The sequence below is a fragment of the Psychrobacillus sp. FSL H8-0484 genome, from assembly GCF_038005325.1.
In the GTDB taxonomy this organism is placed as follows: Bacteria; Bacillota; Bacilli; order Bacillales_A; family Planococcaceae; genus Psychrobacillus.
Genome location: NZ_JBBOSZ010000001.1, coordinates 3152379 through 3175117 on the forward strand (window position 1 = coordinate 3152379; position 22739 = coordinate 3175117).

General features: G+C 36.1%; 22 protein-coding genes and 1 other RNA gene. 5 read left to right on the plus strand and 18 right to left on the minus strand.

Annotated features, from left to right (window positions below; all coding sequences use genetic code 11):
• The first annotated feature begins 100 nt into the window (after positions 1-100).
• Positions 101-247 (plus strand): hypothetical protein, encoded by a 147-nt coding sequence (locus MHH81_RS15380; protein ID WP_340922753.1) that lies wholly within the window; start codon positions 101-103, stop codon positions 245-247.
• Positions 248-507: 260 nt separating this feature from the next.
• Here MHH81_RS15380 and MHH81_RS15385 read toward each other — a convergent pair whose 3' ends face one another.
• The gene (locus MHH81_RS15385) at positions 508-714 is read right to left on the minus strand and encodes a hypothetical protein (RefSeq protein ID WP_340925276.1); all 207 of its coding nucleotides are present in this window, start codon (positions 712-714) and stop codon (positions 508-510) included.
• A gap of 127 nt (positions 715-841) precedes the next feature.
• The gene (locus tag MHH81_RS15390) at positions 842-1165 is read right to left on the minus strand and encodes a hypothetical protein (RefSeq protein WP_340922756.1); all 324 of its coding nucleotides are present in this window, start codon (positions 1163-1165) and stop codon (positions 842-844) included.
• A gap of 218 nt (positions 1166-1383) precedes the next feature.
• Between MHH81_RS15390 and MHH81_RS15395 the strand changes: the two genes are divergently transcribed.
• A complete protein-coding gene (locus MHH81_RS15395; protein WP_340922758.1) occupies positions 1384-1725 on the plus strand; it encodes a helix-turn-helix domain-containing protein in 342 nt (113 codons plus the stop codon).
• A gap of 531 nt (positions 1726-2256) precedes the next feature.
• On the opposite strand, the gene MHH81_RS15400 is transcribed toward MHH81_RS15395, so the two are convergent.
• The 4 genes from MHH81_RS15400 to MHH81_RS15415 form a co-directional block, all read right to left on the minus strand.
• Complete coding sequence (locus MHH81_RS15400; protein ID WP_340922761.1) at positions 2257-3006, minus strand: helix-turn-helix domain-containing protein; 750 nt, start codon at positions 3004-3006, stop codon at positions 2257-2259.
• Between the two features lie 1100 nt (positions 3007-4106).
• Positions 4107-4541, minus strand: a complete 435-nt coding sequence (locus MHH81_RS15405) for a DUF6527 family protein (protein WP_340922763.1) — start codon at positions 4539-4541, stop codon at positions 4107-4109.
• The gene (locus tag MHH81_RS15410; RefSeq protein WP_340922766.1) at positions 4525-5697 is read right to left on the minus strand and encodes a ThiF family adenylyltransferase; all 1173 of its coding nucleotides are present in this window, start codon (positions 5695-5697) and stop codon (positions 4525-4527) included. The genes MHH81_RS15405 and MHH81_RS15410 overlap by 17 nt, the downstream gene beginning before the upstream one ends.
• On the minus strand, positions 5672-5926 hold the full coding sequence (locus tag MHH81_RS15415) for a multiubiquitin domain-containing protein (RefSeq protein WP_340922769.1): 255 nt from the start codon (positions 5924-5926) through the stop codon (positions 5672-5674). Before MHH81_RS15415 ends, MHH81_RS15410 begins: the two co-directional genes overlap by 26 nt.
• A gap of 761 nt (positions 5927-6687) precedes the next feature.
• On the opposite strand from MHH81_RS15415, the gene MHH81_RS15420 reads away from it, so the two are divergent.
• Together MHH81_RS15420 and MHH81_RS15425 are read left to right on the plus strand one after the other, a co-directional pair.
• On the plus strand, positions 6688-6942 hold the full coding sequence (locus MHH81_RS15420) for a DNA-binding protein (protein WP_340922772.1): 255 nt from the start codon (positions 6688-6690) through the stop codon (positions 6940-6942).
• Positions 6943-7045: 103 nt separating this feature from the next.
• Positions 7046-8218 (plus strand): site-specific integrase, encoded by a 1173-nt coding sequence (locus tag MHH81_RS15425; RefSeq protein ID WP_340922775.1) that lies wholly within the window; start codon positions 7046-7048, stop codon positions 8216-8218.
• Between the two features lie 124 nt (positions 8219-8342).
• Here the strand turns inward: MHH81_RS15425 and ssrA are convergent.
• The 5 genes from ssrA to secG form a co-directional block, all read right to left on the minus strand.
• Positions 8343-8696: a transfer-messenger RNA gene (gene ssrA / locus MHH81_RS15430) on the minus strand.
• A 94-nt stretch (positions 8697-8790) separates the two neighbouring features.
• The gene (gene smpB / locus MHH81_RS15435) at positions 8791-9258 is read right to left on the minus strand and encodes an SsrA-binding protein SmpB (RefSeq protein ID WP_340925278.1); all 468 of its coding nucleotides are present in this window, start codon (positions 9256-9258) and stop codon (positions 8791-8793) included.
• Positions 9259-9303: 45 nt separating this feature from the next.
• Positions 9304-11613, minus strand: a complete 2310-nt coding sequence (rnr, locus tag MHH81_RS15440) for a ribonuclease R (RefSeq protein ID WP_340922777.1) — start codon at positions 11611-11613, stop codon at positions 9304-9306.
• A 42-nt stretch (positions 11614-11655) separates the two neighbouring features.
• Complete coding sequence (locus MHH81_RS15445) at positions 11656-12402, minus strand: alpha/beta hydrolase (RefSeq protein WP_340922780.1); 747 nt, start codon at positions 12400-12402, stop codon at positions 11656-11658.
• A gap of 313 nt (positions 12403-12715) precedes the next feature.
• A complete protein-coding gene (gene secG, locus MHH81_RS15450; RefSeq protein WP_340922784.1) occupies positions 12716-12943 on the minus strand; it encodes a preprotein translocase subunit SecG in 228 nt (75 codons plus the stop codon).
• A gap of 208 nt (positions 12944-13151) precedes the next feature.
• On the opposite strand from secG, the gene MHH81_RS15455 reads away from it, so the two are divergent.
• Complete coding sequence (locus MHH81_RS15455; RefSeq protein WP_340922786.1) at positions 13152-14690, plus strand: hypothetical protein; 1539 nt, start codon at positions 13152-13154, stop codon at positions 14688-14690.
• Between the two features lie 124 nt (positions 14691-14814).
• Here MHH81_RS15455 and eno read toward each other — a convergent pair whose 3' ends face one another.
• The 7 genes from eno to MHH81_RS15490 form a co-directional block, all read right to left on the minus strand.
• Complete coding sequence (eno, locus tag MHH81_RS15460) at positions 14815-16107, minus strand: phosphopyruvate hydratase (RefSeq protein WP_340922788.1); 1293 nt, start codon at positions 16105-16107, stop codon at positions 14815-14817.
• Positions 16108-16109: 2 nt separating this feature from the next.
• The gene (gene gpmI / locus MHH81_RS15465; RefSeq protein ID WP_340922791.1) at positions 16110-17648 is read right to left on the minus strand and encodes a 2,3-bisphosphoglycerate-independent phosphoglycerate mutase; all 1539 of its coding nucleotides are present in this window, start codon (positions 17646-17648) and stop codon (positions 16110-16112) included.
• Positions 17641-18402: a triose-phosphate isomerase gene (gene tpiA, locus MHH81_RS15470; protein WP_340922794.1), complete on the minus strand. Its 762-nt coding sequence runs from the start codon at positions 18400-18402 to the stop codon at positions 17641-17643. Before tpiA ends, gpmI begins: the two co-directional genes overlap by 8 nt.
• 15 nt (positions 18403-18417) lie before the next feature.
• On the minus strand, positions 18418-19602 hold the full coding sequence (locus MHH81_RS15475) for a phosphoglycerate kinase (RefSeq protein WP_340922796.1): 1185 nt from the start codon (positions 19600-19602) through the stop codon (positions 18418-18420).
• Positions 19603-19742: 140 nt separating this feature from the next.
• Positions 19743-20750: a type I glyceraldehyde-3-phosphate dehydrogenase gene (gene gap, locus MHH81_RS15480; RefSeq protein WP_340922799.1), complete on the minus strand. Its 1008-nt coding sequence runs from the start codon at positions 20748-20750 to the stop codon at positions 19743-19745.
• Between the two features lie 12 nt (positions 20751-20762).
• Positions 20763-21800, minus strand: coding sequence for a sugar-binding transcriptional regulator (locus MHH81_RS15485; protein ID WP_340922800.1), 1038 nt, complete (start codon positions 21798-21800; stop codon positions 20763-20765).
• A gap of 546 nt (positions 21801-22346) precedes the next feature.
• On the minus strand, positions 22347-22580 hold the full coding sequence (locus MHH81_RS15490) for a glutaredoxin family protein (protein ID WP_340922802.1): 234 nt from the start codon (positions 22578-22580) through the stop codon (positions 22347-22349).
• Positions 22581-22739: the final 159 nt, after the last annotated feature.

The following is a 22739-nucleotide window of genomic DNA, read 5'->3' on the forward strand; positions in this document are numbered from 1 at the left end:
AAAAAACTTCTCTAACTGCTATCCGGGTATGGTAAAATATGCGGTAAATCTGTAAAGCTGTACACTAGGGCAACTTAATTTCATTGGAGGTTAATGATATATGGAAAAGAAGAAACAAGATGGAGGGGGTATAAACAAAATACCACCAAAAGCTACACAAACAGCTACTAAAAAAGACATTCAACAAATATTTGAAAAAGCAGTTAGAACACATGGTAAGACCTTAGAGAGACTTAGCAAGAACTAGATTTTTTATATCTGATTGCTATTAAACAAACAACGTTTAACGAATAGGGTAACATCCTAGTTAGAGTAAACTACCAAATGATTTTACTCTTTTAGTTTGTATGTTTTTTATAAACAGTATCAAAATTACACAAAAACAAAACCTTCCAATATTAATTAGGAAGGTTTTTTGGCATGCTTTTTTAATATAGCCTAATGCTATTAATGTTTTAATTGAAAATTTTTGACGAACTATTAGCTGGTCATCAATCACTTAATAGCCTATTCATTTTCCTGTTGAGGAGAAACTAGAATACTAAGACCATGTTTTTCTCCGTAATCCCACATTTTCACCCAAGGATATGTATTCTCAGGTAGAATGAAAGTACGTTCTTCTAAATGATGAATTGTTGACATATCACATTTTGTGCCATGTTCCCTGGTTGCTGGATGGATTTCTATCTCTCTACCAGTGTCATTAAAATACACAAATTTCAAATTATCTCACTCCTAGTATTGTATTAGTTTAATATTCCACAGAGCTTTAATAAATCCTTTGTGCAAATAAAAAAAGAGCGTTCATACTCTTAATATATAATCTTAATGCTAAAAATAATTATTTATAATCTTGTAATATTGTTAATTTTTGTTTTGTTTTATTAAAGTATTTATCTGAAATAAGTTTGAAATCTTCAGGTCTTAGATGGTCCAAAATACCATCTCTAACTTTAATGAAGTGTACCGTATCTTTTTTGTCAAATAACTCTTTATCAAGACTGGTTTGTTTGAATGTTAAAGTATTTATAACTTCATTTTGATCCTTATTTACCACTAGAAATTCTTCTTCTTCAGAAGCCATGTCAAATTCGAAACTACATAAACTCGAAATCTCCGCTTGTCCTTTTCCAATTACTTTTAAAGTGTTTAAACACCAAGGCATTATATTTTTACCTCCTATATTAAATTTCAAAATGGACTACCTAATAGTAATACTGTCTTGTTAACCCTTTGCCCTTTACGATAAAGAATAATAAACTTACTACATATTATATAATTCTTTTCAAATGATATCAATAGTATATATTTTTCAATATTAATACTTATAGTTTGTGGTAATTTTATTATGCCTATATATTGTTGATTTATGAGGTGATAGTAATGGAGGATATTGTTAGCATTGTAGGTGATAGAATCCGAAGTTTTCGGAAAGAACGTGGTTTAAGTCAAGAAGAGTTAGCACATCAAGCATCCTTACATAACACATACATTGGTCAATTAGAACGTGGGGAGAAAAACGCAACGATTGAGAGTCTGTTTAAAATTACTAATGCACTAGAAATTACTTTGGAAGAATTGTTTCGCAATACTCAGACTGGTCCAAAAGCAAATAGTATAGAAATTACTCAAATTATCACTTTACTGGAAGATAGTCCAAGTAGGCACCAACGTTTGATTCTAGGGTTACTCGAACTACTAATCAAATTCGAAGAGCTTGATTGATTAATCTTGTTAATTTATTATATAAAAGCTGTGTGTACTCACATGTGGAGTAAACACAGCTCTTATTTTTCTGTATTAGGCGCACCAGGGGGGTAATTGTTGTGGTATGTTGCAATTCAATGCCAAATCTGCACCATGCACCATGAATTTTTGATCAGCAGTGGTAACGAAGCTATGTAATTTTAAAAGTTATCGAAAGTTCAGGGTAAATACATTATTCACTAACTACACTGTCAACTATATTTCATACTTTTGGGAATATAAGGGAGATTAAATACAGATTTAACTACTAGTTGTTAGTTTTTCTTATCTTCCTTCATTTTGTGTAAAAGGTTGTAGTATTAGAAAATGATTATCTTATTATTAAAATGATATTTATAGATGATATTAGTATGTTTGAATATTGGAAAGTTAGGTTTTCAATTATTCACTACCTCTTTCAAAAATGCACAACTATAAATCAAATATGAATTGATGTATGTAAAAAAAGAAAGAAAAAGAAGCTGTCATTATAGACAACTTCATAATAATTTAATCTTCAATCCCCATTTGTATCATCCATTCCTGGAGTTGACCAGCTTCATCTTCAGAAAAATTATCCCGCTTCTTTTTAACCCCATTATTAAAGTCTGAATTTATTCTTACTTCTTTTTTATTTGCTTCTTTTTTACTTATATTTCTTTTTTTATTCCGTTCTATTTCTTCCTTCCAATTAATCTTAAGTTCAGTTGAAAATAATTGACTAATATAGTCTGTTATTAAAATGAGAAGCTGTTCACTGGACGACTCTTTATCAAAATTAATTAATAAAAGGCCGTATGGATCTCTTTCTGTAAACTCATCTTTTTTATTCACATTCACAAACTGTAATAGTTTATTACCCCAATCACCACTAATATCTTCAGGAATTTCCTTATGAATTACTTTTGTAGCAAAATGGAAAGTTTCACTTAATATTAGATAGGGATTGCTATGAACACTCATTAGAGGGACGTACCTTTTTTTCTTTCCCTTCTTTCCATAGGCTTTAATAAAACCTTTTTCTTCAAGTGTTGTTAGTACCTTACTAACCGAGGAGGAACTAACTCCTGAATACATAGCCAAAGTTTGTTGCGTAGGAAAAGCATATCCCTTTTCTTCGTTATATAAGCTAAATATTTCAAAGAGTAAGAGCTTTTCCTCCTGACTAACCCTTAGGCAGCGTCGAATACTATTCGGAGTATATACGTACCCCAAATTGGCAGCAGTTTTAATGCTTCCCCCTTCATTTATCTTTTTCAAATAGTCGACTAATTTCATAATAAAACCTCCGAATAATTTTTTCTGGGTTTATAGCTTATAAAAAGCTTCCCTTTTCTGGCATTACCACTTTCAAATGCCTACGACATACTTATACGAGAAGATTACTTAGTTGTTAAATAAAAAAAATTGGTTCATTTGGAAATTACAAAATAAATCCGCACCACTTTTCACGAAAAATTTCCCATAGGTATCACGTAGCTCCCGCCCAATGCCGATTCAACAAGCAATTTCCTAGGTACTGGGGGGGTAATTGAAATATTCCTGACCAACCTTTGATTTTTATTCGTGATGTGCTAGATGCGAGATTGACTAGCTATAACGTATGAATCTGTGTTCGAAGGTTATAGTTTTGATAGCAGCCTGTTGATTATTTACTGCTCTAATATGTGGCGGTTATAAACCTTTCTACCTCCTTCATTTGCTATATACGCCCCCCGTTTAGGAGAGTTAAATATTTTTTCTTTCCTACTTCGTCTCTCACATTCATGTAACGGAACATTGTTATTTAGAACAACAAGAAAGCAGCTATTAACAAGTGACCTGTTAACAACTGCTTTTTATGGTTGTATTCAATTTATTTTTAATAAGTAATTTCTAGATACATGCTACTTTGAGCGCTTTTCATGTCAAACTGGGCGGGTATGTTAAATGGCATGCTACTGTACAAAATATAAAACTTCCCTATCCTTTGATTTTATCTTTAGGCTATGTTAAAGGAAAAGGTTGATTTATCGTAAAATGGGCTGATTACACCTGCCCCCACCCAATATAATATTTTTACCCTAAACTGGATATTTGTGTTAATATACGAATAAGATTGTGAAGGAATGCACTTAAATATTAACGCAGCAGTTTAGTTGAAGAAGGAACTATGGTATTGAAAAAAGACAACAGTAAAGAAGACCCCACTCAATCATTAAAAAAGAGGAGAAGCATAATAAAATCGCTCTGGAAAGACTAAATAGATTGGATAAAGAATAAAAAAAAGGACCTTATTTGAGGTCCTTTTTAATCAAATATAAACAATATTATTTTACTGAGCCTTTAGATTAAAAGAGATTTAGATTACCAATGTCTACTTATTTAAATAGGTCTTTGAGAAATTGTTTAAGTCCTTTTTTCTTCTGGTTTTTTTCAATGGTAATTTTATTTTCAGCATCAGCTCTATGCTGTTTCTTTATTTGTTCATCAAGTTTTCGTGATTCGATAATTTGTTTTTCCGACCAGTCATCAGCCCATTCGATTCGGTCTTCTCTGATCCAGTAATGCGATCGACATTTATACGACCAGTTACCAATAGACGGATAGAGAGTAACGGATTCACCATTATACGTCAATTTCCAATCGGTAGGTGACAAGGGTGTTGAAACTTCTTCACCACATCCACAAGCACATTTATGTAAAACAGTATTATAAGGAATGCTAATATAAAGTGTATTGTTTTCAAGCTTACTTGGTATAGTAGTCGTAAAAACATGTTGAAATTGAAGTTTAGGTTTAAGAGTGGTCGCCATACATCATATCCCCAGTTGCTAGATTATAAACATTGTGGTTTGCTTTTATAGGGTCGAAATAGTAACCAAAAAGTTTTTTCCACTTAATTACAGCCATTGCTGCATTCAGAGCATTTAGTTCGGCAATTTGAATATTGGTAGAGTAGGCTTCGTCCACTCTATCAGCAAGGGAAATACGCTCCAATAGGTGGTCTTGTTTTTCGGGACTGCCAGTTGTAACTCGGGCATCTCCAATTAACAAATCACCTTCTACCTCAATGCCAATGCCCACATCATTAAAAGAAATTTTATGTTCATTAAGTTTGTTAATGATTATTCTTTTTATTGCACCTTCATCTATGGAAATAAAGACAAAATCCATGCCGAGGATACTATCGATATTCGTAACATCTAAGTATTCATTATGAGCAAATATATTTTTGCGCATATTCTGGTAAATCTGAAGGAGATAATCAACCTTGCTGAATCTTTCTTTTAATTGTTCGATGGATACAGCTCCAGGTGTTCGAAATGCATTATGTTGTAAAAAAACATCGCCATCATATAGGTGGATCTCTGCCACGGGTGTTTTAGCCACAAAGTCTAAAATGTACGCTCCTGTACCGCCGAGACCGATGATTGCAATCTTTTGAGCACTTAATTTTTCTGTAATTGATGCGATCTTCGCTCTGCTTGAATTAGTATCCACATAATGAAAGCTTGGGTGATCTAGAGATTCATAGACTTTATGCGTTCTAGCGTCAAGAGAATGGTCCATCGATTGAGCAGGGGCCATGATGATTTCAATGTAACGTGTAATCTTATGATAATAATTGGTATAGCCGTCTTGTGGTCTATTTGAAAAAGAATGATTGACAACAATACCGTCAGCCAGTTTTCGGTTAATTGATGTTTCATGTATAATTCCCGCTATAATACTACCATCTTTGTTGCATGGTTGTTGACCAATAAAGAAGATTACGTGAGTGTTAGGGGGTGTTGTTACATCCCCAGCAAGATTAAGTTCCGAGACTAATGTCCCGAAACTTATCTCTTTATTTGAGTTCAAGTATGGAACATCATGAACCAACAAAAATCCATGCTTTTCTTCGATTGAATACCCTTCATCTTTAAGTTGCTTTAAATCGGGACTATGATTTATCAGTTTTTGAGACACTGAACATCATCTCCTCTATAACCTGTACGTCATCACCCAACACCATGGAAATAGAAGGGGTGTGTATGTTGCGTTTATATGAAACCGTATAGACGACGTTTGGATTTTCATCAAACGTACCATAGTATAATCGGACGACTTCTTGGAAAGATAGTTTTCCCCTTTTTACACTAAAAGGCCTGGCATTGATAATGATTTGGACTTGTTTTTCATTTTTTTCTTCCTGCATGGTGATTCCTCCGTTTCAGATGGTTTATTTTAACTTTTAAATTTCCATGGTAAATATACCCACTAATAGAGTAACAATATATATTGTGTTTGTCTATCATATTTTGACCAAATATAGTAATTTTAACATTACTAAACTCATAGTGTTCGATAACGAGATATTCCGAATTAAACAGGAATTTCTTTAAATTATACTTTTCTTATTGTACTATCGGGGATTTATGTCTAAAAAGGGGCAAGTAGGGTGAATTTTAAATGGCATATCCAGTTTATTTATACAAGGAATTTGAAGATGATAATGTTGTAATTTATTAGTTTTGTATTGACCATAACGATAAAAATGCTGGAAGAATAGAGTTAAACAAAAATACAAAAATGACAAAGGAATTAACAAGCATATCTAATGTTTCAGATGATCTTTCTCAATGGTTATTCAATCGTGCTGGATTACCAATCGCTCAATTGTAGGGAAGGTACATTACTAGATGAAACTTAAATAATTCACTAAATTTATGTTATCTATTTGACAAACTGTGCGTTTTAGGAGAGATTGTACTTAAACTAAAGAGTGCTTTAGTAAAAAACGAATAGCAAAATACGATGAGCTTGGAAATACATTTCCTAGCTCATTTTTATGTGTTATTTTCCTATGCCTTTAATTAATCTTCTCTATTTCCGCTTAACTCCTCTCCTCCTTCCTCGTATAAATCAACAGAAGCAATTAAAACATTGCGGGGATCAAAATGAAGAGGAGCAATTTCAATGAATGTAGAGTTAATGAATACAAATATAGAAGAAGTAGTAATGAAGGCTGTTCAGAAGGCATTATTAGCTACACAGCACCAATTTATAGATAGCGGGTGGCTATCCTTAAAAGACGGAGCCAAGTACGCTGGTGTCTCCAACAACACGTTTATCAAGTTCCGTGCAATGGGTTTACAAGTGTGTGAAATAGAAGGAATAAAACGTGTGTCACGTAAAGAGATTGATCGTTTTTTAGAAGATCATAGCTATTAATAATAATTTATGAGGATTTTCCTTTAGGTTCGATTATAATATCACTAGAGGTAAATCCTCTCTTTAATCATTTGCCCCCGCAACTGATTCAGGAGGAATTATCATGACAAAGAAAAAAGTATCGCCTATTAGAAGCTATATGCTAAAAAATAATAAAGGTAAAAGATACGAGTTTCCCGTGTATTTAGGTATTGATCCGCTAACCGGTAAACCGAAGCACACAACGAGACGTGGCTTTAAAACAATCAAAGAAGCGGAATTAGAATTAGCTCGTTTAAAGCTAGCTGTAGCAAATGGCACTTATCATCAGAAGCGGGTGGAAACATACCTGGAAATATATGACCTATGGGTAAAACAATATGAAAAGACCGTTGAAGAAAGTACATTCGTTAAAACTACAGGTATTTTCAAAAACCACATACTACCTGCAATGGGTGCTTATAAGATTGAGAAAATCAATGTCGATGTATGCCAAAAGAATATTGACGAATGGGCAACAAAATTAAAGAAGTTCCGAATGGTAAAAGCATATGCTGCTAAAGTGTTGGACTTTGCGATTAAAAGAGGGTACTTACAAACAAATCCATTTGCACTTGTAGATATGCCAACTAAAGCTAATAGAAAGGCTATTGTAAATGAGGAAGAAGCGGAAAACTTTTATACTCGTGAGCAACTAATCGAATTTCTATCTTGCTTAGAAAAAGAAAATAACACCAAAGCATACACCTTATTCCGTTTACTTGCTTTCAGTGGTATGCGTAAAGGTGAAGCACTTGCACTTACCTGGAACGATCTTAACTTCACGACAAACGAAATTCGCATTTATAAGGCCATTGCAAGAGGTAAAGATAATAGGTTATATGAAAAGTCTACAAAAACTGGTACTGTTCGTACAATCAAAATGGATGATAAAACAATGGCGATATTAAAAGATTGGAAGAAAAAGCAGAAGCAAGATTATCTCATACTAGGCTTTAATACGATGCAGCCTAAACAGCTTGTATTTAGCAATGAACATAATGAATACTTGCAGCCTACAAAAACACGTAAGTGGATCATACATGTTCAAGACAAATATAAGCTTGGCACAATTACAACACATGGTTTACGTCATACACATTGTTCTTTGCTATTTGAAGCAGGTGCTAGTTTAAAAGAAGTTCAAGTTCGCTTAGGTCATTCTGATGTAAAAACAACAATGGACATATACACACATGTTACACAAAAAGCAAAAGAAGAAGCAGTTTTAAAGTTCTCTAGCTATGTGAACATATAATGTTTTTGACTACAATTTTGACTAAGTTCGATTGATACTCATTGAAACTAGATGATATAGACAAAAAGAAAAAACCCTTGATATACAAGGGTTTTGACACTGTATGAAATCATATGATTTCAATATATGGAGACGGCGGGATTTGAACCCGCGTCCAGAAACTCTAACACTTAAGCTTCTACGCGTGTATCTTGCCTATTTAGGTTTCGCGTAGCACTATGCCGACAAGCGGGCGTCATGTACGCTAACTTGGAAATCTCTTGCTGACAGCTCAAGTGGCACTGCCAACCGTATCCCACTAAAGTTGAGCTCTACCTAGCCACATGGGCGATGGATAAATAGAGCAGATCCGAGCTTACGCTGCGAATGCTAAGTTGTTGTTTGTTTTGCCTGTTATTATAAGGTCCGTTTTTACGGAGCCGAGCCTCCGACGCGCAACTCAAGCTCAGACTATCCCTGTCGAATCCATAACGTCCCCGTTTATGGTATAGTGTAAGCTTCGTTACCTACTCACTATACATCAAAAATGGTCAATTTTCAAGTGAGACATTCTACCAGTAATGTTCAGTAGATTATTGATTCCGTTCTTTAAAAGCTCTTTCAATATCTCGTTTTGCTTCTTTTTTCTTCAAGACATCCCGTTTATCGTAGTCTTTCTTCCCTTTTCCGACACCGATTAATACTTTTGCATAGCCATTTTTTAAATACATTTTCAGAGGAACGATGGAGTAACCATCACGCTTTGTTTCCCCAATTAATGTACTAATCTGCTTTTTGTGTAAAAGTAATTTTCTAGATCGCAAAGGTTCGTGATTGAAACGGTTTCCTTGTTCGTATGGACTAATATGCATATTAGAGATCCATGCTTCGTTATTACGAATACGTACAAAAGCATCCTTTAATTGCACTTTCGCGTTTCGAATAGATTTAATTTCTGTACCTTGCAACACAATTCCTGCCTCAATTGTTTCTTCGATATAGTAATCGTGATTCGCTTTTTTATTTTGCGCAAGTATTCTATCATCTGGTTTTTTCGCCATCATATTCACCTCTCAAAAACTAAAGAGGAGCGATTACTCGCCCCTTTATTTTTTCTTCGGACGTTTACGACGTTGCGATTTTTTGGCAACGGATTCGTAAAATTTCTTTTTCTGTTTTACTTCTTTTTTAGGAGCTGGCTGAGATTTGGATCGATTAGAGCCGGAGCCATCCTTTTTCGAAGCATGAATAACTTTTGGTGCTTCTTTTCTAGTTCGGTGGAATGCTTTTTTCATTCCTACGATTTCAAAGTCAATGGCCGATTCTTCCGGTTTTACTGCAGATACACGAATGGTTACTTCATCCCCAATTCGGAACTGCTTGCCTCCGCGCTCACCAATCATCATCATTTGACGATCATCAAAACGATAATAATCATCTGTCATATTTGTAACATGTACAAGACCCTCGATGGTATTCGGAAGCTCAATAAACATACCAAAGTTCGTAACAGAACTAATGATTCCTTCGAATTCCTCACCGATTTTATCTGCCATATACTGTGCTTTTTTCAGCGAATCTGTATCACGTTCCGCATCTACTGCACGGCGTTCACGTTTGGACGTATGCTCGGCAATATCATCAATCATTGCACCCCAATGATTAATAGTAGCTGAAGATACATCTCCATTTACTAGGTACGTACGGATTAATCGATGAACGATTAAATCTGGATAACGACGAATTGGAGAAGTGAAATGCGTATAAAATTCCGTTGATAAACCAAAATGCCCTAAGCACTCCGAATAATATTTTGCTTGTTGAAGGGATCTTAGAAGCATCGTTGATATAACAGGTTCTTCCGGCATACCCTCGATATTTTCAATAATCTCTTGCAACGCTTTTGGGTGAATATCATTTCCAGTTCCTTTAACAACTAAACCAAAGTTAGTTAAGAATCCGAAAAAGCGTTGTAGCTTTTCTGGTTTTGGATCTTCGTGAATTCGGTAAATAAACGGAACATCCATCCACTTAAAATGCTCCGCTACTGTTTCATTGGCAGCTAACATAAATTCTTCAATTAGTCGCTCTGCAACTGTGCGTTCACGATTCACAACGTCAGTAGGCCAGCCATTTTCATCGACTATAATTTTTGCTTCTGGGAAATCAAAATCGATTGCTCCACGATTTTTACGTTTTTCGCGAAGAACGGCTGCTAATTCTGCCATCGTTTCGAACATTGGTACAAGAGGTTCATAACGCTCTATTAACGCAGCATCTTTTTCTTCCAATATTTTATACACATCAGAGTAAGTCATTCTCTCTGTTGTTCGAATAACACTTTGGAAAATTTCATGAGAGGTTACCATACCTGAACCATCAAAAATCATTTCACAAGATAAAGTCAAACGATCGACTTGTGGATTCAATGAACAAATACCATTGGATAAACGATGTGGAATCATTGGTATAACACGATCGGCTAAATATACACTTGTTCCACGATCATATGCTTCGCGGTCAAGTGGTGAGTTTTCCGTTACATAGTGGCTTACGTCCGCAATATGTACGCCAAGCTTAAACGTACCATCTGGGAATTTAGTAACAGTAACAGCATCATCTAAATCCTTTGCGTCCGCACCATCAATCGTTACAATGACTTCTTCTCGTAAATCTCTACGACCTTCTAAATCCTTTTCATCAATTTCAGCAGGTACAGCTTCTGCTTGATTAATTACTTCTTCAGGGAAATCAATGGTAATACCGTGCTTATAAATGATCGATAAAATATCGACACCAGGATCATTTTTATGCCCAAGAATTTGAGAAACAATTCCTGTTGCAGATTTTCTTTCATTCGGCCATTCCGTGATTTCTACAACTACTTTATGCCCTTCAATTGCACCAAGAGTATCTCCTTTAGCAATGAAAACATCCATAGGTACTTTTTTGTCATCAGGGATAACAAATCCGAAGCCTTTATTATCTTGGAATGTTCCAACAACTTTAGTGATACCTCGTTGCGTAATCTTAATAATGGAACCTTCTCTTCTGTCACCAGAAGTCTCACGGGAAACTCGAACAAGCACTTTGTCTCCATTTACTGCTCCATTCACTTCCGTAGGAGGAATAAAAATATCGTCCATTCCATCTTCTTCTGGTGTAACAAATCCAAAGCCTTTTGCGTGTCCTATAAATTTCCCAACAATTAAATTCATTCGTGAAGGAATACCATAACGATCGGATCGAGAACGTACGACTGATCCACTTTCCTCCATTTGGACAAGTGTTTTTACTAGTCCTTTAAAGTCTTCTGCATCCACTAACCCAAAATGATTTTCCAGTTCTTTCGTTGTTAATGGTTTATACTCATCTGTATTCATTAATTCAAGTAATTTTTCTTTCATGTTTTCCATCAAACATCCCTCCTTTTTCAGCGTGTGCGCATTTGGCCTGTTTTACACATTCCAATCGAGCGACTCTAAAAAATTTAATATATCTTCGTGTAATTGTTCTTTTTCAGAACCAAGTGTAATGACGTGGCCAGAGTTTTCATACCAATTTAATTTCTTCTCTAATGATTCTGCTTGCTCATAAATATAAGATGCAGAGTTTATATCAATGACGCTATCTTTTTTTCCTTGGGTAACTAACAGCGGAGCATAAATGTGATCGACATGATCCCGAACCTGATAGACAAATTCCCTTAGTTCTGCCAACGTCACCATTGGGGTTTGTCGAATAGCTTCTATTTCTTCTTCGATTTGTTGCGCTGTTTTCTCTTCATACTTTTTATATTCTCTAGCATATTTTAATACACCTTCGAACATGACATCCGTCGTTTTCATTGTCATCGGAGAACACATCGTGACAATTCCCTTCACAGGAACTGTATACCCTAATTTCAATGAAAATACGCCTCCAAGTGAAAGGCCAGCTACTGCTATTTCCTCATACCCTGCGTCTTTTAAACGAGTATACCCATCCATCACATCTTTCCACCAATCAGATGGACCTGTTTCTAAAAGTTCCTCTGGTGGAACTCCATGACCTTTATAATGTGGCGCTAAAGAAGTATACCCATTTTTCTCTAGAAATCTTCCAAGCATCCTAACATCTGACGAATTGCCAGTAAAACCATGAAGCAACAATACTGCACGTTTACCAGCCTCAAAGAAGAAAGGTTTTGGCGCCGCTAATCGCATGTTAAAATACCTCCAATCTAGCAAAGCAGAATTTTACCTGTAAGTTAGGAAATTTAGCTAGACATTGTTCCTTTATATTGTATGTATAAGTATAAATGAAAAGAAAACGCCTGACCAATCAGAAGTCGGTCAGGCGGTTCGTATCTATTATCAAATTCGCCTCGGCGTATTTGTGTCCAGATTTTACTTCTACGATTTCTCTTCGCAGAAAACAATGCAACGAGCTTGCTCGATGATTCTTTTACAAAATCTGTTGTATCCGCCGAAGGCTTTAACCTTATTCAGCAGAAGTCAATTCTTCTGTTGAATAAGATTAAAATTTTGTGACAGCAATAGTTAAAATGAAAAACAACACTGCAAGGACGATTGTTACTCTATGTAATATAAGGTCCATACCTCGTGCTTTTTGTTTTCCAAAAAGTTGCTCAGCACCGCCAGAGATGGCTCCTGAAAGACCAGCACTTTTCCCCGATTGTAATAACACAACAACGATTAATGCTAATGAGACGATGACTAGTAAAGTCATTAACAACGTATTCATTTGTTCCACCTCCTGAAAAGAACTTTCACAACAATTATAATTTTACCAAAAACAACTAGAAGTTACAACAGTCTAACAAGAATATAATAGGTTTCAACAAAATAGAGGATGATTATTTCATAGGTTTGCATGAAAAAGAGGAGTTTTATAGTTTTATATCGAAATGAATAAGTTGGAAAAAAATACATATGCAAAAGGGAGATCTATTTTGAAAAACAAACTTATTGTCATAAGTCTACTAATCATTTTAAGTTTAACAGCGTTTCAATATTGGACGATACTTCAAGTACAATCTACGCTCCCTTCCGACCAATGGAGTAGATCTTTTCAAGTAAAATCCCCAGTAAGTAATTACAACAACCTTCAAAGTGTTAAAGAAGAAGATAGCTATACCGTTAGCCTACGAGATTTAAAAAAATTAATTATCTTATCTTGCGATATGGATATGAGCTGCGAAAAAAATCGTACGATTGATTCGCTAGATTCATTTACAAATACATGGAGCGATCAATCCAACTCTTTCTACATAAAGAACAAAACACTCATTCATTCAACTATTTCAAATGGAGACACTGAAATTGCTCAAGACGTTGTTAATTTTTCAAAGGACGAGGATACACTTGTATATTGGAAAGAGAATCAAAATGTCATCGTTTCCAACAGTCCTTTTACAACAGTAAAACAGCAATTTACTATGGATGAACCCGTTAATTTTGTCACCATTTTGGAAGACCAAATGTTTATTGTGACGGAAAATAAAAAGGAGCATCTATTCACTGTTTACAGCAATACTAACCAACTATCTAAACTATTTGAATTCCATGTGAATGGATCGGAAATTCTGTCCTCCATGCATATCATGCAGACGCCAGATAAAAGTTACTCTTTTTTACTAGATACAGAAATTTTATCTGGTGGGAAACGTACGAAGACAATTCTTGCGGCACCATTCAATATATCCACCAATCAGTCACCTACTTTCTCTAACCTTAAATTTTTGGAGGAAGATACGGGAATGCAACTAACGGAAATTCGTTTTCCAAGTGTCTATCAAACAAAAGAAGAAGCACTTCTCACATTTTCAGCTACGGTACGAACTCCTACAGGTGAACGAGTGAATAAAATCTTTGTCGGTAGTTTTTTAGATAATACCATTCACGCTAGTGCAGTTACGAAAGCTGGAGATCGTTTTGAACGCCCAACTCTTTTAAATGAACAAACAGTTGCCTATTTGAAACTGGAAGGTGCTAATCGATCTCTTCTCTATTCATCTTCCGATGAGGTAAAAAAGGAAGAAAGTAATGGAATTATGGAAGGAGATTATGAAGAGGCAAGCTATACTTTACTCAGTATGTTGTTTAACGGTTTTATTCTTGTTCTTTTCTCATTTATATGGATCGTCCTTTCGTTAGGCATTACGTATGGATTATTAGTATTAATGGAAAGATGGCGATTTGCTCATTCACATAAGACAGCATTTCTTGTGCATATCATTGCTTTATTTGGCATCCAAACGTATTTCATCTATCAATTCACTACTATTGAAAATCTAGTTTATAATATTCCTTTTATAACAGAGACATGGCACTTTGTTATTTTGTTGTTTATTGCTAGTATTCTTTCTACTATCCCTTTACTCCTTGCCCGATATAAGGTGAACGAGGATACTTTTAACGTCATTGTATTGTATACAACCTGTATGAATACAACTGTTCTATTTTTCTTAGTTGGTCCTTATCTATTTTAATAGGCTTGAAAGTTCGTCCGCGTAAAGCGAGCGGATTTTCGGCAGATAACAACACTATCGGTTAACAGAGCCTAAAATAAAAATGCAGGGGCTATCCAATTACGGATAGCCCCTGCTTTCATTATTATTTTAAGTTATAGAATGTTTTTTTGCCTAGGTATTGAGCAGTTCCATATAACTGGTCTTCAATACGTAGTAATTGGTTGTATTTCGCTACACGATCTGAACGAGAAGGTGCACCTGTTTTGATTTGGCCAGCGTTTGTTGCAACTGCGATGTCTGCAATTGTCACGTCTTCTGATTCACCAGAACGGTGAGAGATGACTGCTGTGTAACCAGCGCGTTTTGCCATTTCAATCGCATCAAAAGTTTCTGTTAATGTACCAATTTGGTTTACTTTAACAAGAATAGAGTTACCAACACCTTGCTCAATTCCTTGTGCAAGTTTTTTCGTGTTTGTAACGAATAAATCGTCTCCAACTAACTGAACTTTATCTCCAACTTTTTCAGTAAGTAATTTATGACCAGCCCAGTCGTTTTCGTCTAAGCCGTCTTCGATAGAGATAATTGGGTATTTCGAGCAAAGTTCTTCATACCAAGCTACCATTTCTTCTGAAGTTTTCACTACGCCTTCACCAGATAAATGATACTTACCATCTTCTTTGTTAAAGAATTCAGAAGCAGCACAGTCCATTGCTAAAAGTACTTCTTCCCCTGGTTTGTAGCCAGCTTTTTCAATCGCTGTCATAATAGTTGAAAGAGCTTCTTCGTTAGATTTTAAGTTTGGTGCGAATCCACCTTCATCTCCAACAGCTGTGTTTAAACCAGCTTCTTTTAATACTGCTTTCAAGCTATGGAAAATCTCTGCTCCCATACGTAGTGCATGACGGAAAGATTCTGCTCCAACTGGCATAACCATGAACTCTTGGATATCTACATTGTTATCTGCATGTTCTCCACCATTTAAAATGTTCATCATTGGTACTGGTAGCTGTTTCGCATTAAATCCACCTAAGTATTGGTATAAAGGAATATCTAAATAATCTGCTGCTGCATGAGCAACTGCGATAGATACACCTAGAATTGCATTAGCACCAAGATTTCCTTTGTTTTCTGTACCATCTAGTTCAATCATCGCATGGTCGATTTCAACTTGATCTAATACTGAAAAGTTTTCTTCTAATTCTGCTGCGATAATGTTATTTACGTTTTCTACTGCTTTTAAAACACCTTTACCTAGGTATCTTGCTTTGTCACCATCACGGAGTTCTACTGCTTCATATTCACCAGTAGATGCACCAGATGGAACGATAGCACGACCAAATGCACCGCTTTCTGTAAATACCTCTACTTCTACTGTTGGGTTTCCACGTGAATCTAATACTTCACGAGCTTGAATTTGTGTAATAATTGGCATTTTTAACTCTCCGTTTCGATTAGTGTTTTACCTGTCATTTCAGGCGGTGTTTCTATCCTTAATAAGTGTAACATGGTTGGAGCCAAATCGGCTAAAATTCCGTCACTTCGTAGAGAAACATCTTTCTTCGTTACGATAACTGGAACAGGATTTGTCGTATGTGCCGTCATTGGCTGGCCTTCGAGTGTTGTCACTTCATCCGAGTTACCGTGGTCCGCCGTGATAATGGCATGACCACCCTTCGCTAAAATGGCATCGACTACTCTTCCTAAGCATTTATCTACCGCTTCTATTGCTTTCACAGTTGGTTCAAGCATCCCACTATGCCCTACCATATCTGGATTGGCGAAGTTTAAAATAATGGCGTCGAAATGATCATTTGCAATTTCAGTTAGTAGTGCATCCGTTACTTCATACGCACTCATTTCAGGCTGTAAATCATATGTTGCTACCTTTGGAGAATTTATGAGTATTCTTTCTTCTCCAGGGAACTTTTCTTCCCTTCCACCGCTCATGAAAAACGTTACATGTGGATACTTTTCTGTTTCCGCAATGCGAAGCTGTGTTTTATCATTTTTTGCTAGCACTTCTCCAAGTGTGTTGTATAGATTATTTTTTTCAAATACCACATCCGATACAACATCATCACTATAGTGAGTAAACGTAACGAATTTCAAATTCGTTGGATGCTTATCACTTAGTGGAAGGCTATCAAATGTTGGTGTGTTTAATGCCAGCGACAATTGAATGGCACGGTCTGGACGGAAGTTAAAGAAGATAACTGCATCACCCGAGTCAATCGTTGCAATTGGCTTTGCATTTTCTTCCATAACGATTGGTAAAACAAATTCGTCTACAACATCTTCTGCATATGATTGTAAAATCCCAGCAGTAGCTGATTCTGCAGTTTTACCAATTCCATCAACAAGTGCTCGATACGTAAGATTTACGCGTTCCCAACGACGATCTCGGTCCATTGCATAATACCGGCCACTAATTGTAGCAAATCTTCCTACACCGATTTCTTTCATCTGCATTTCTGTTTCTTCCACATACCCAATTGCTGTACGCGGTCCAACGTCACGTCCGTCCAAGAAACCATGGACAAATACGTCTGCTAGTCCTTGAGCTTTCGCTAGCTTTAAAAGTGCAAATAAATGCGAATAGTGACTATGAACCCCTCCATCAGAGAGTAATCCCATTAAGTGCAGCTTTCCACCTGTTTGCTTCACATGTTCAATAGCAGCAAGAAGCTTAGGCTCCAAAAAGAATTTCTCTTCGCGAATGGACTTATGAATACGTGTTAAATTTTGATAAACGACTCTTCCAGCACCAATATTTAAATGACCAACTTCCGAGTTACCCATTTGTCCTTCTGGTAGGCCTACCGCTTCTCCTGAAGCAGTAAGCGTTGCATTAGGGAAGTCTCTCCAATATCGGTCAAAATTTGGCTTATGTGCAAGAGCCACAGCATTTCCATATGATTCATGACGCAATCCAAATCCGTCTAAAATGATTAAAGCTACTGGAGTTTTAGGCATTCTCTCCAGCCTCCAACAATTTTAAGAAGGAGTCGACTTGTAAGCTTGCTCCACCTACTAACGCACCATCGATATGTTCTTTTGAAAGTAATTCTTCAATATTTTCCGGTTTGACACTTCCACCATACTGAATACGAACACTGCTCGCTACTTCCTCCCCAAAGCCATCTAGAATGGTTTCACGGATAGCCTGGCATACATCATTTGCATCGTCTGCAGTTGCAGTTTTACCAGTACCGATTGCCCAAATTGGCTCATAAGCGACAATAGAATTTATCACTTGTTCTTCGGAAAGTCCTTCTAAAGCAGCCATTACTTGCGCAGATACGATGTTTTCTGTTTCATTTTGTTCGCGCTCTTCTAATGTCTCACCGACACAAATAATTGGAGTTAAATTATATTCAAATGCAGCTTTTACTTTATTATTGACAGAAGCATCTGTTTCATTGAAATATTGACGACGTTCAGAGTGACCAATTACTACATAACTAACACCTAAGTCTTTTAATTGATGGCCACTAACCTCACCTGTAAATGCTCCTTCTTTTTCCTCATGCATCGTTTGAGCTCCGATGGAAATAAAAGAATCCTTTGTAACATGAACTAGTTGCTCTAAAAATAGAGCAGGTGCACAAATTACTGCTTCCACCTTGCTGCTATCTACTTGTTTTTCTTTTAATTGAAGCGCAAAATCTTTTGCCTCTGCAAGTGTTTTATACATTTTCCAATTTCCTGCTATTACTGGTTTACGCATATAAAATCTCCTCCATTACTTATCGTTTAATGCCGATACGCCTGGTAGGTCCTTCCCTTCCATAAACTCTAAAGAAGCTCCTCCACCAGTGGATATATGATCCATTTTATCCGCGACTTCAAATTTTTCAACAGCAGCTGCCGAATCTCCACCACCGATAATTGTATATCCAGTAGTCTCTGCCATTGCATTCGCTACACCCTTTGTACCGTTTGCAAATGCATCCATTTCAAACACGCCCATTGGACCGTTCCAAATAATAAGTTTGCTGTTTTTAATCACATCCGCATATAAAGCAGCCGTTTTCGGTCCAATATCTAGGCCCATCCAGTCAGAAGGAATTTGATCGATATCTACCACTTTTGTGTTCGCATCTTTTGAAAACTCATCCGCTACAACTGCATCTACAGGTAAGTAGAAAGAAACGCCTTTTGCTTTCGCTTTTTCAATAAAAGATTGAGCTAGCTCGATTTTATCCTCTTCTACAAGAGAGTTCCCAATGGTATGTCCTTGTGCTTTAGTGAAAGTGTAAGACAAGCCTCCACCGATTAAAATATTATCCACTTTGTCTAATAAATGATCGATAACGCCGATTTTATCTTTTACTTTTGCCCCACCAATAATTGCAGTGAATGGTCGTTCTGGATTGGATAAAGCTTTTCCTAAAACATCTAGTTCTTTCTCCATTAATAAGCCAGAAACAGCGGGCAATAATTTCGCAATCCCTTCCGTCGTCGCATGAGCACGATGTGCGGCACCAAATGCATCATTCACATATACTTCTGCTAAGCGAGCAAATGCTTTAGCAAGCTCCGCATCATTCTTCTCTTCTCCCGCATGGAAGCGAACATTTTCTAGTAAAAGAATATCGCCATCTTTCATTTCAGATACAGTTTGTTCCACTGCTTCCCCAATTGATTCATCTAATTTTGTTACAGGCTTATTCAAAAGTTTTGCTAAATGTTCTCCCACTTGTGTCAAACGTAGTTCTTCTTTTACTTCACCTTTTGGACGTCCCATATGGCTAGCTAGGATTACTTTAGCACCTTGTTCGATTAAATAGTTAATCGTCGGTAGCGCTGCACGAATTCGAGTATCATCCGTGATTCCCCCGTCTTCCATTGGCACGTTAAAGTCTACACGACAAAACACGCGTTTCCCTTGTAAAGTAACATCTTTCATTGTTTGTTTTACCTTCATGAGATAAGCCTCCTTATGTACTAAAAAAATAAGGAGCAAAGGGGGTAAACCCTTGCTCCTTTTACCCTCTCCTATTATAGAGGTTATTTAACTTTCACGCTATTATAAAATCAAATACATTTCTTGATACAACGGTAAAATTACAGTCCTTTTTTCATCATAAGAAGCGCAAGGTCGATACAGCGTGCAGAGTATCCTGATTCATTGTCATACCATGCTAATACTTTTACCATGCTGTCTCCTAAAACCATTGTGGAAAGTCCATCAACAGTTGAAGATGCAGTGTTTCCATTATAGTCGATTGAAACAAGAGGAATTTCATTATAATCTAAGATTCCTTTTAATTCATTCTCAGAAGCTTGTTTTAACACAGCATTTAAATCTTCTACGGTTACGTCTTTTTCTAACTCAGCAACAAAGTCTACAATGGAGACATTTGGTGTTGGAACGCGAACAGCCATACCATCTAATTTTCCTTTTAATTCTGGAAGTACTTTTGCTACAGCCGATGCTGCTCCAGTAGAAGTTGGAATCATAGATTCCGCTGCTGCACGAGCTCGTCGGTAGTCACTATGTGGTAAGTCTAAAATACGTTGATCGTTTGTATATGAGTGGATTGTAGTCATCATTCCACGTTTAATACCAAAGTTATCTTGTAATACTTTCGCTACAGGAGATAAACAGTTCGTTGTACAAGAAGCATTTGATATAACATGATCTGTTTCTGGATTATAATTATCCGCATTTACACCCATAACAAATGTAGGCATATCGTCTTTAGCAGGTTGAGAAAGAATTACTTTTTTAGCTCCAGCTTCAATATGTTTCCCTGCTTTTTCAGTTGTACTGAATATTCCTGTACATTCAATAACGATATCTATTTCTTGCTCTTTCCATGGAAGTGCAGAAGGGTCTTTTTCTGCGAACACACGAATGTTTTTCCCGTTTACGACTAAATATTCACCTTCAGATGAAACGTCTGCTTTTAATATGCCATGAACTGAATCATATTTTAATAAATGAGCAAGCATTGCAGCATCTGTTAAGTCGTTGATTGCTACTACTTCTAAATCTGTTTGTTCTAGAGCTTCTCTAAATACTTTACGTCCAATACGTCCAAATCCATTAATCGCTATTTTTACTGTCATTTTAATTTCCTCCTAATTGGTTTGTAATAATAGGTTTATCATTTTATTTGCGGCACCCTCATCCGTTACTAAAACGGTTTGTTCTGGTGCTTGTTTAAAGTAAGAAATTAGTGCTTTTGCTTTTTTTGCACCACCTGCTACTGCAAGGAGGTGATCTATATTTTTTAGTTGCTCTAACTGAACACCTATTGTTCTTATATGGTGAACAGCTTCTCCCTGACCATTAAAATAATACCCAAAGGATTCGCTAACAGAACCTATTTCATTTAATCTCTCTATCTCTTCTTCGTTTGAACTTCTTCTTTTAGCCATCTGGAGAGCGTCTCCGATACCGTGAATCACAATATTTGTTCGATTATATAAGTCCATCATTTCTTGAATAAATGGCTCTTTTTTCATTGTTCTATGTGCTTCTTCACTCAAACTATCCGGTATATACAATGTTCGATAAGAGCCATTCATTTTATTGGCAAACGAAGATGCAATTGTATTAGCTTGTAACTGGACATCTTTGCCTACACCACCTCTAGCGGCAATAAACAATAAATTCTTCCATTTCGTTGATTCAGGTACATAGTTAGAAATGGATGCGATAGTGGATCCGCCTGTTACAGCAATAATTTTGTCATCTGATAAGATACTTTCCAGATATTTTGCCGCCTCTTGAGATAAGAGCATAGAAGCGTTAGAGTTAGTATCTACATTTCCAGGTACAATTATCACTGCTTTTATATTTAAATGTTTTGAAAGGGTCTGTTCGAGTTGTAATCTTCCAGACCATTCTCGAACTACTTCTTTTAGTTCCAGTAAGACAGAATTACCTTCAGTTGTGATGGATGCTCCATCTCTTGAAATCTCTATTAATCCTTGATTTCGCAAAGCATCTAATTCTTTTCGAGATTCTCTTTCAGACAAACCTAATTGTTCCCCAAGAACTCGACGTCCAATCCCCTTCGTCAATTGAATGGTTTGGAGTATGTGATACCTTTTTTGCAACAACTCACTCATTTCAGGCATAAGCTTGACTTGAGCATGGAGAAAAGAATCCATATTTCACTTCCTATCTAATTGTGACGTTTTTGTCCCACAACGAAATAATTTGTCCCATCTACTCAAAAAAAATAAAATTTCTAAAACAAGCATACAGTATAATATTCCGAATAGCAATATTTGTGTACTTCTTATCCATCTGCGAAGCAAGAAAAATTGCTGATGTCACAACCTGGAGCATTATTTTAGGAAGTATTGAAAACTTGAAGTGGATCTTGCGATTTGGAGTGCCTATCTTGCGATTCTGGGCCCCTATCTTGCGATTCAGAGTCGTTATCTTGCGATTAAGCGCTCCTATATTGTGATTACACTCCACTATCTTGCGATTCGCTGAAAATTTATAAAAACAAAAAAATCTGGAGCATTATTTTAGGAAGTATTGAAAACTTGAAGTGGATCTTGCGATTTGGAGTGTCTATCTTGCGATTCTGTGCCCCTATCTTGCGATTCAGAGTCGTTATCTTGCGATTAAGCACTCCTATATTGCGATTACGCTCCACTAACTTGCGATTCACTGAAAATTTATAAAAAAAAAAATCTGGAGCATTATTTTTCTAATGCTTCCAGTAGTGTTATGTAATCTATTTGACCATATTGAATGATTTCATTCTCAAATTCCACAACAGGAATCATAAGCATATATTTTTCATGAAGCTCATCATTTTCTTCAATATTCACTTCATTTATTTCAAATGAAATATCTTCTTGTACAAGCTTTAACATCAGTTTAGCTTCTTCACATAAATGACAGCCTGGTCTAGTGTAGAAATGGACAATCATTTTATATCATCCCTCCCAAAAATCATTTGATACATTTTTATTATAGACTTATCGAAGAATTAAATCGTGTGTTATTTTGCGCATAGACATCAACTTATTAAGTTGTAACCTTTTATACAAATTATTCCCTAAAAAGGTAAAATAAAAGCGATACTTTTT

What these genes read in the sequence shown, in the direction of transcription:
- gap (WP_340922799.1), bottom strand. Translation starts at nt 20,750, where the DNA reads ATGACAGTAAAAATAGCGATTAATGGATTTGGACGTATTGGACGTAAA.
- MHH81_RS15420 (WP_340922772.1), top strand. Translation starts at nt 6,688, where the DNA reads ATGAATGTAGAGTTAATGAATACAAATATAGAAGAAGTAGTAATGAAG.
- secG (WP_340922784.1), bottom strand. Translation starts at nt 12,943, where the DNA reads ATGAATACGTTGTTAATGACTTTACTAGTCATCGTCTCATTAGCATTA.
- MHH81_RS15405 (WP_340922763.1), bottom strand. Translation starts at nt 4,541, where the DNA reads ATGGCGACCACTCTTAAACCTAAACTTCAATTTCAACATGTTTTTACG.
- MHH81_RS15415 (WP_340922769.1), bottom strand. Translation starts at nt 5,926, where the DNA reads ATGCAGGAAGAAAAAAATGAAAAACAAGTCCAAATCATTATCAATGCC.
- tpiA (WP_340922794.1), bottom strand. Translation starts at nt 18,402, where the DNA reads ATGCGTAAACCAGTAATAGCAGGAAATTGGAAAATGTATAAAACACTT.
- MHH81_RS15445 (WP_340922780.1), bottom strand. Translation starts at nt 12,402, where the DNA reads ATGCGATTAGCGGCGCCAAAACCTTTCTTCTTTGAGGCTGGTAAACGT.
- eno (WP_340922788.1), bottom strand. Translation starts at nt 16,107, where the DNA reads ATGCCAATTATTACACAAATTCAAGCTCGTGAAGTATTAGATTCACGT.
- gpmI (WP_340922791.1), bottom strand. Translation starts at nt 17,648, where the DNA reads ATGCCTAAAACTCCAGTAGCTTTAATCATTTTAGACGGATTTGGATTG.
- MHH81_RS15380 (WP_340922753.1), top strand. Translation starts at nt 101, where the DNA reads ATGGAAAAGAAGAAACAAGATGGAGGGGGTATAAACAAAATACCACCA.
- MHH81_RS15390 (WP_340922756.1), bottom strand. Translation starts at nt 1,165, where the DNA reads ATGCCTTGGTGTTTAAACACTTTAAAAGTAATTGGAAAAGGACAAGCG.
- rnr (WP_340922777.1), bottom strand. Translation starts at nt 11,613, where the DNA reads ATGGAAAACATGAAAGAAAAATTACTTGAATTAATGAATACAGATGAG.
- smpB (WP_340925278.1), bottom strand. Translation starts at nt 9,258, where the DNA reads ATGGCGAAAAAACCAGATGATAGAATACTTGCGCAAAATAAAAAAGCG.
- MHH81_RS15425 (WP_340922775.1), top strand. Translation starts at nt 7,046, where the DNA reads ATGACAAAGAAAAAAGTATCGCCTATTAGAAGCTATATGCTAAAAAAT.
- MHH81_RS15485 (WP_340922800.1), bottom strand. Translation starts at nt 21,800, where the DNA reads ATGGATTCTTTTCTCCATGCTCAAGTCAAGCTTATGCCTGAAATGAGT.
- MHH81_RS15395 (WP_340922758.1), top strand. Translation starts at nt 1,384, where the DNA reads ATGGAGGATATTGTTAGCATTGTAGGTGATAGAATCCGAAGTTTTCGG.
- MHH81_RS15490 (WP_340922802.1), bottom strand. Translation starts at nt 22,580, where the DNA reads ATGATTGTCCATTTCTACACTAGACCAGGCTGTCATTTATGTGAAGAA.
- MHH81_RS15475 (WP_340922796.1), bottom strand. Translation starts at nt 19,602, where the DNA reads ATGAAGGTAAAACAAACAATGAAAGATGTTACTTTACAAGGGAAACGC.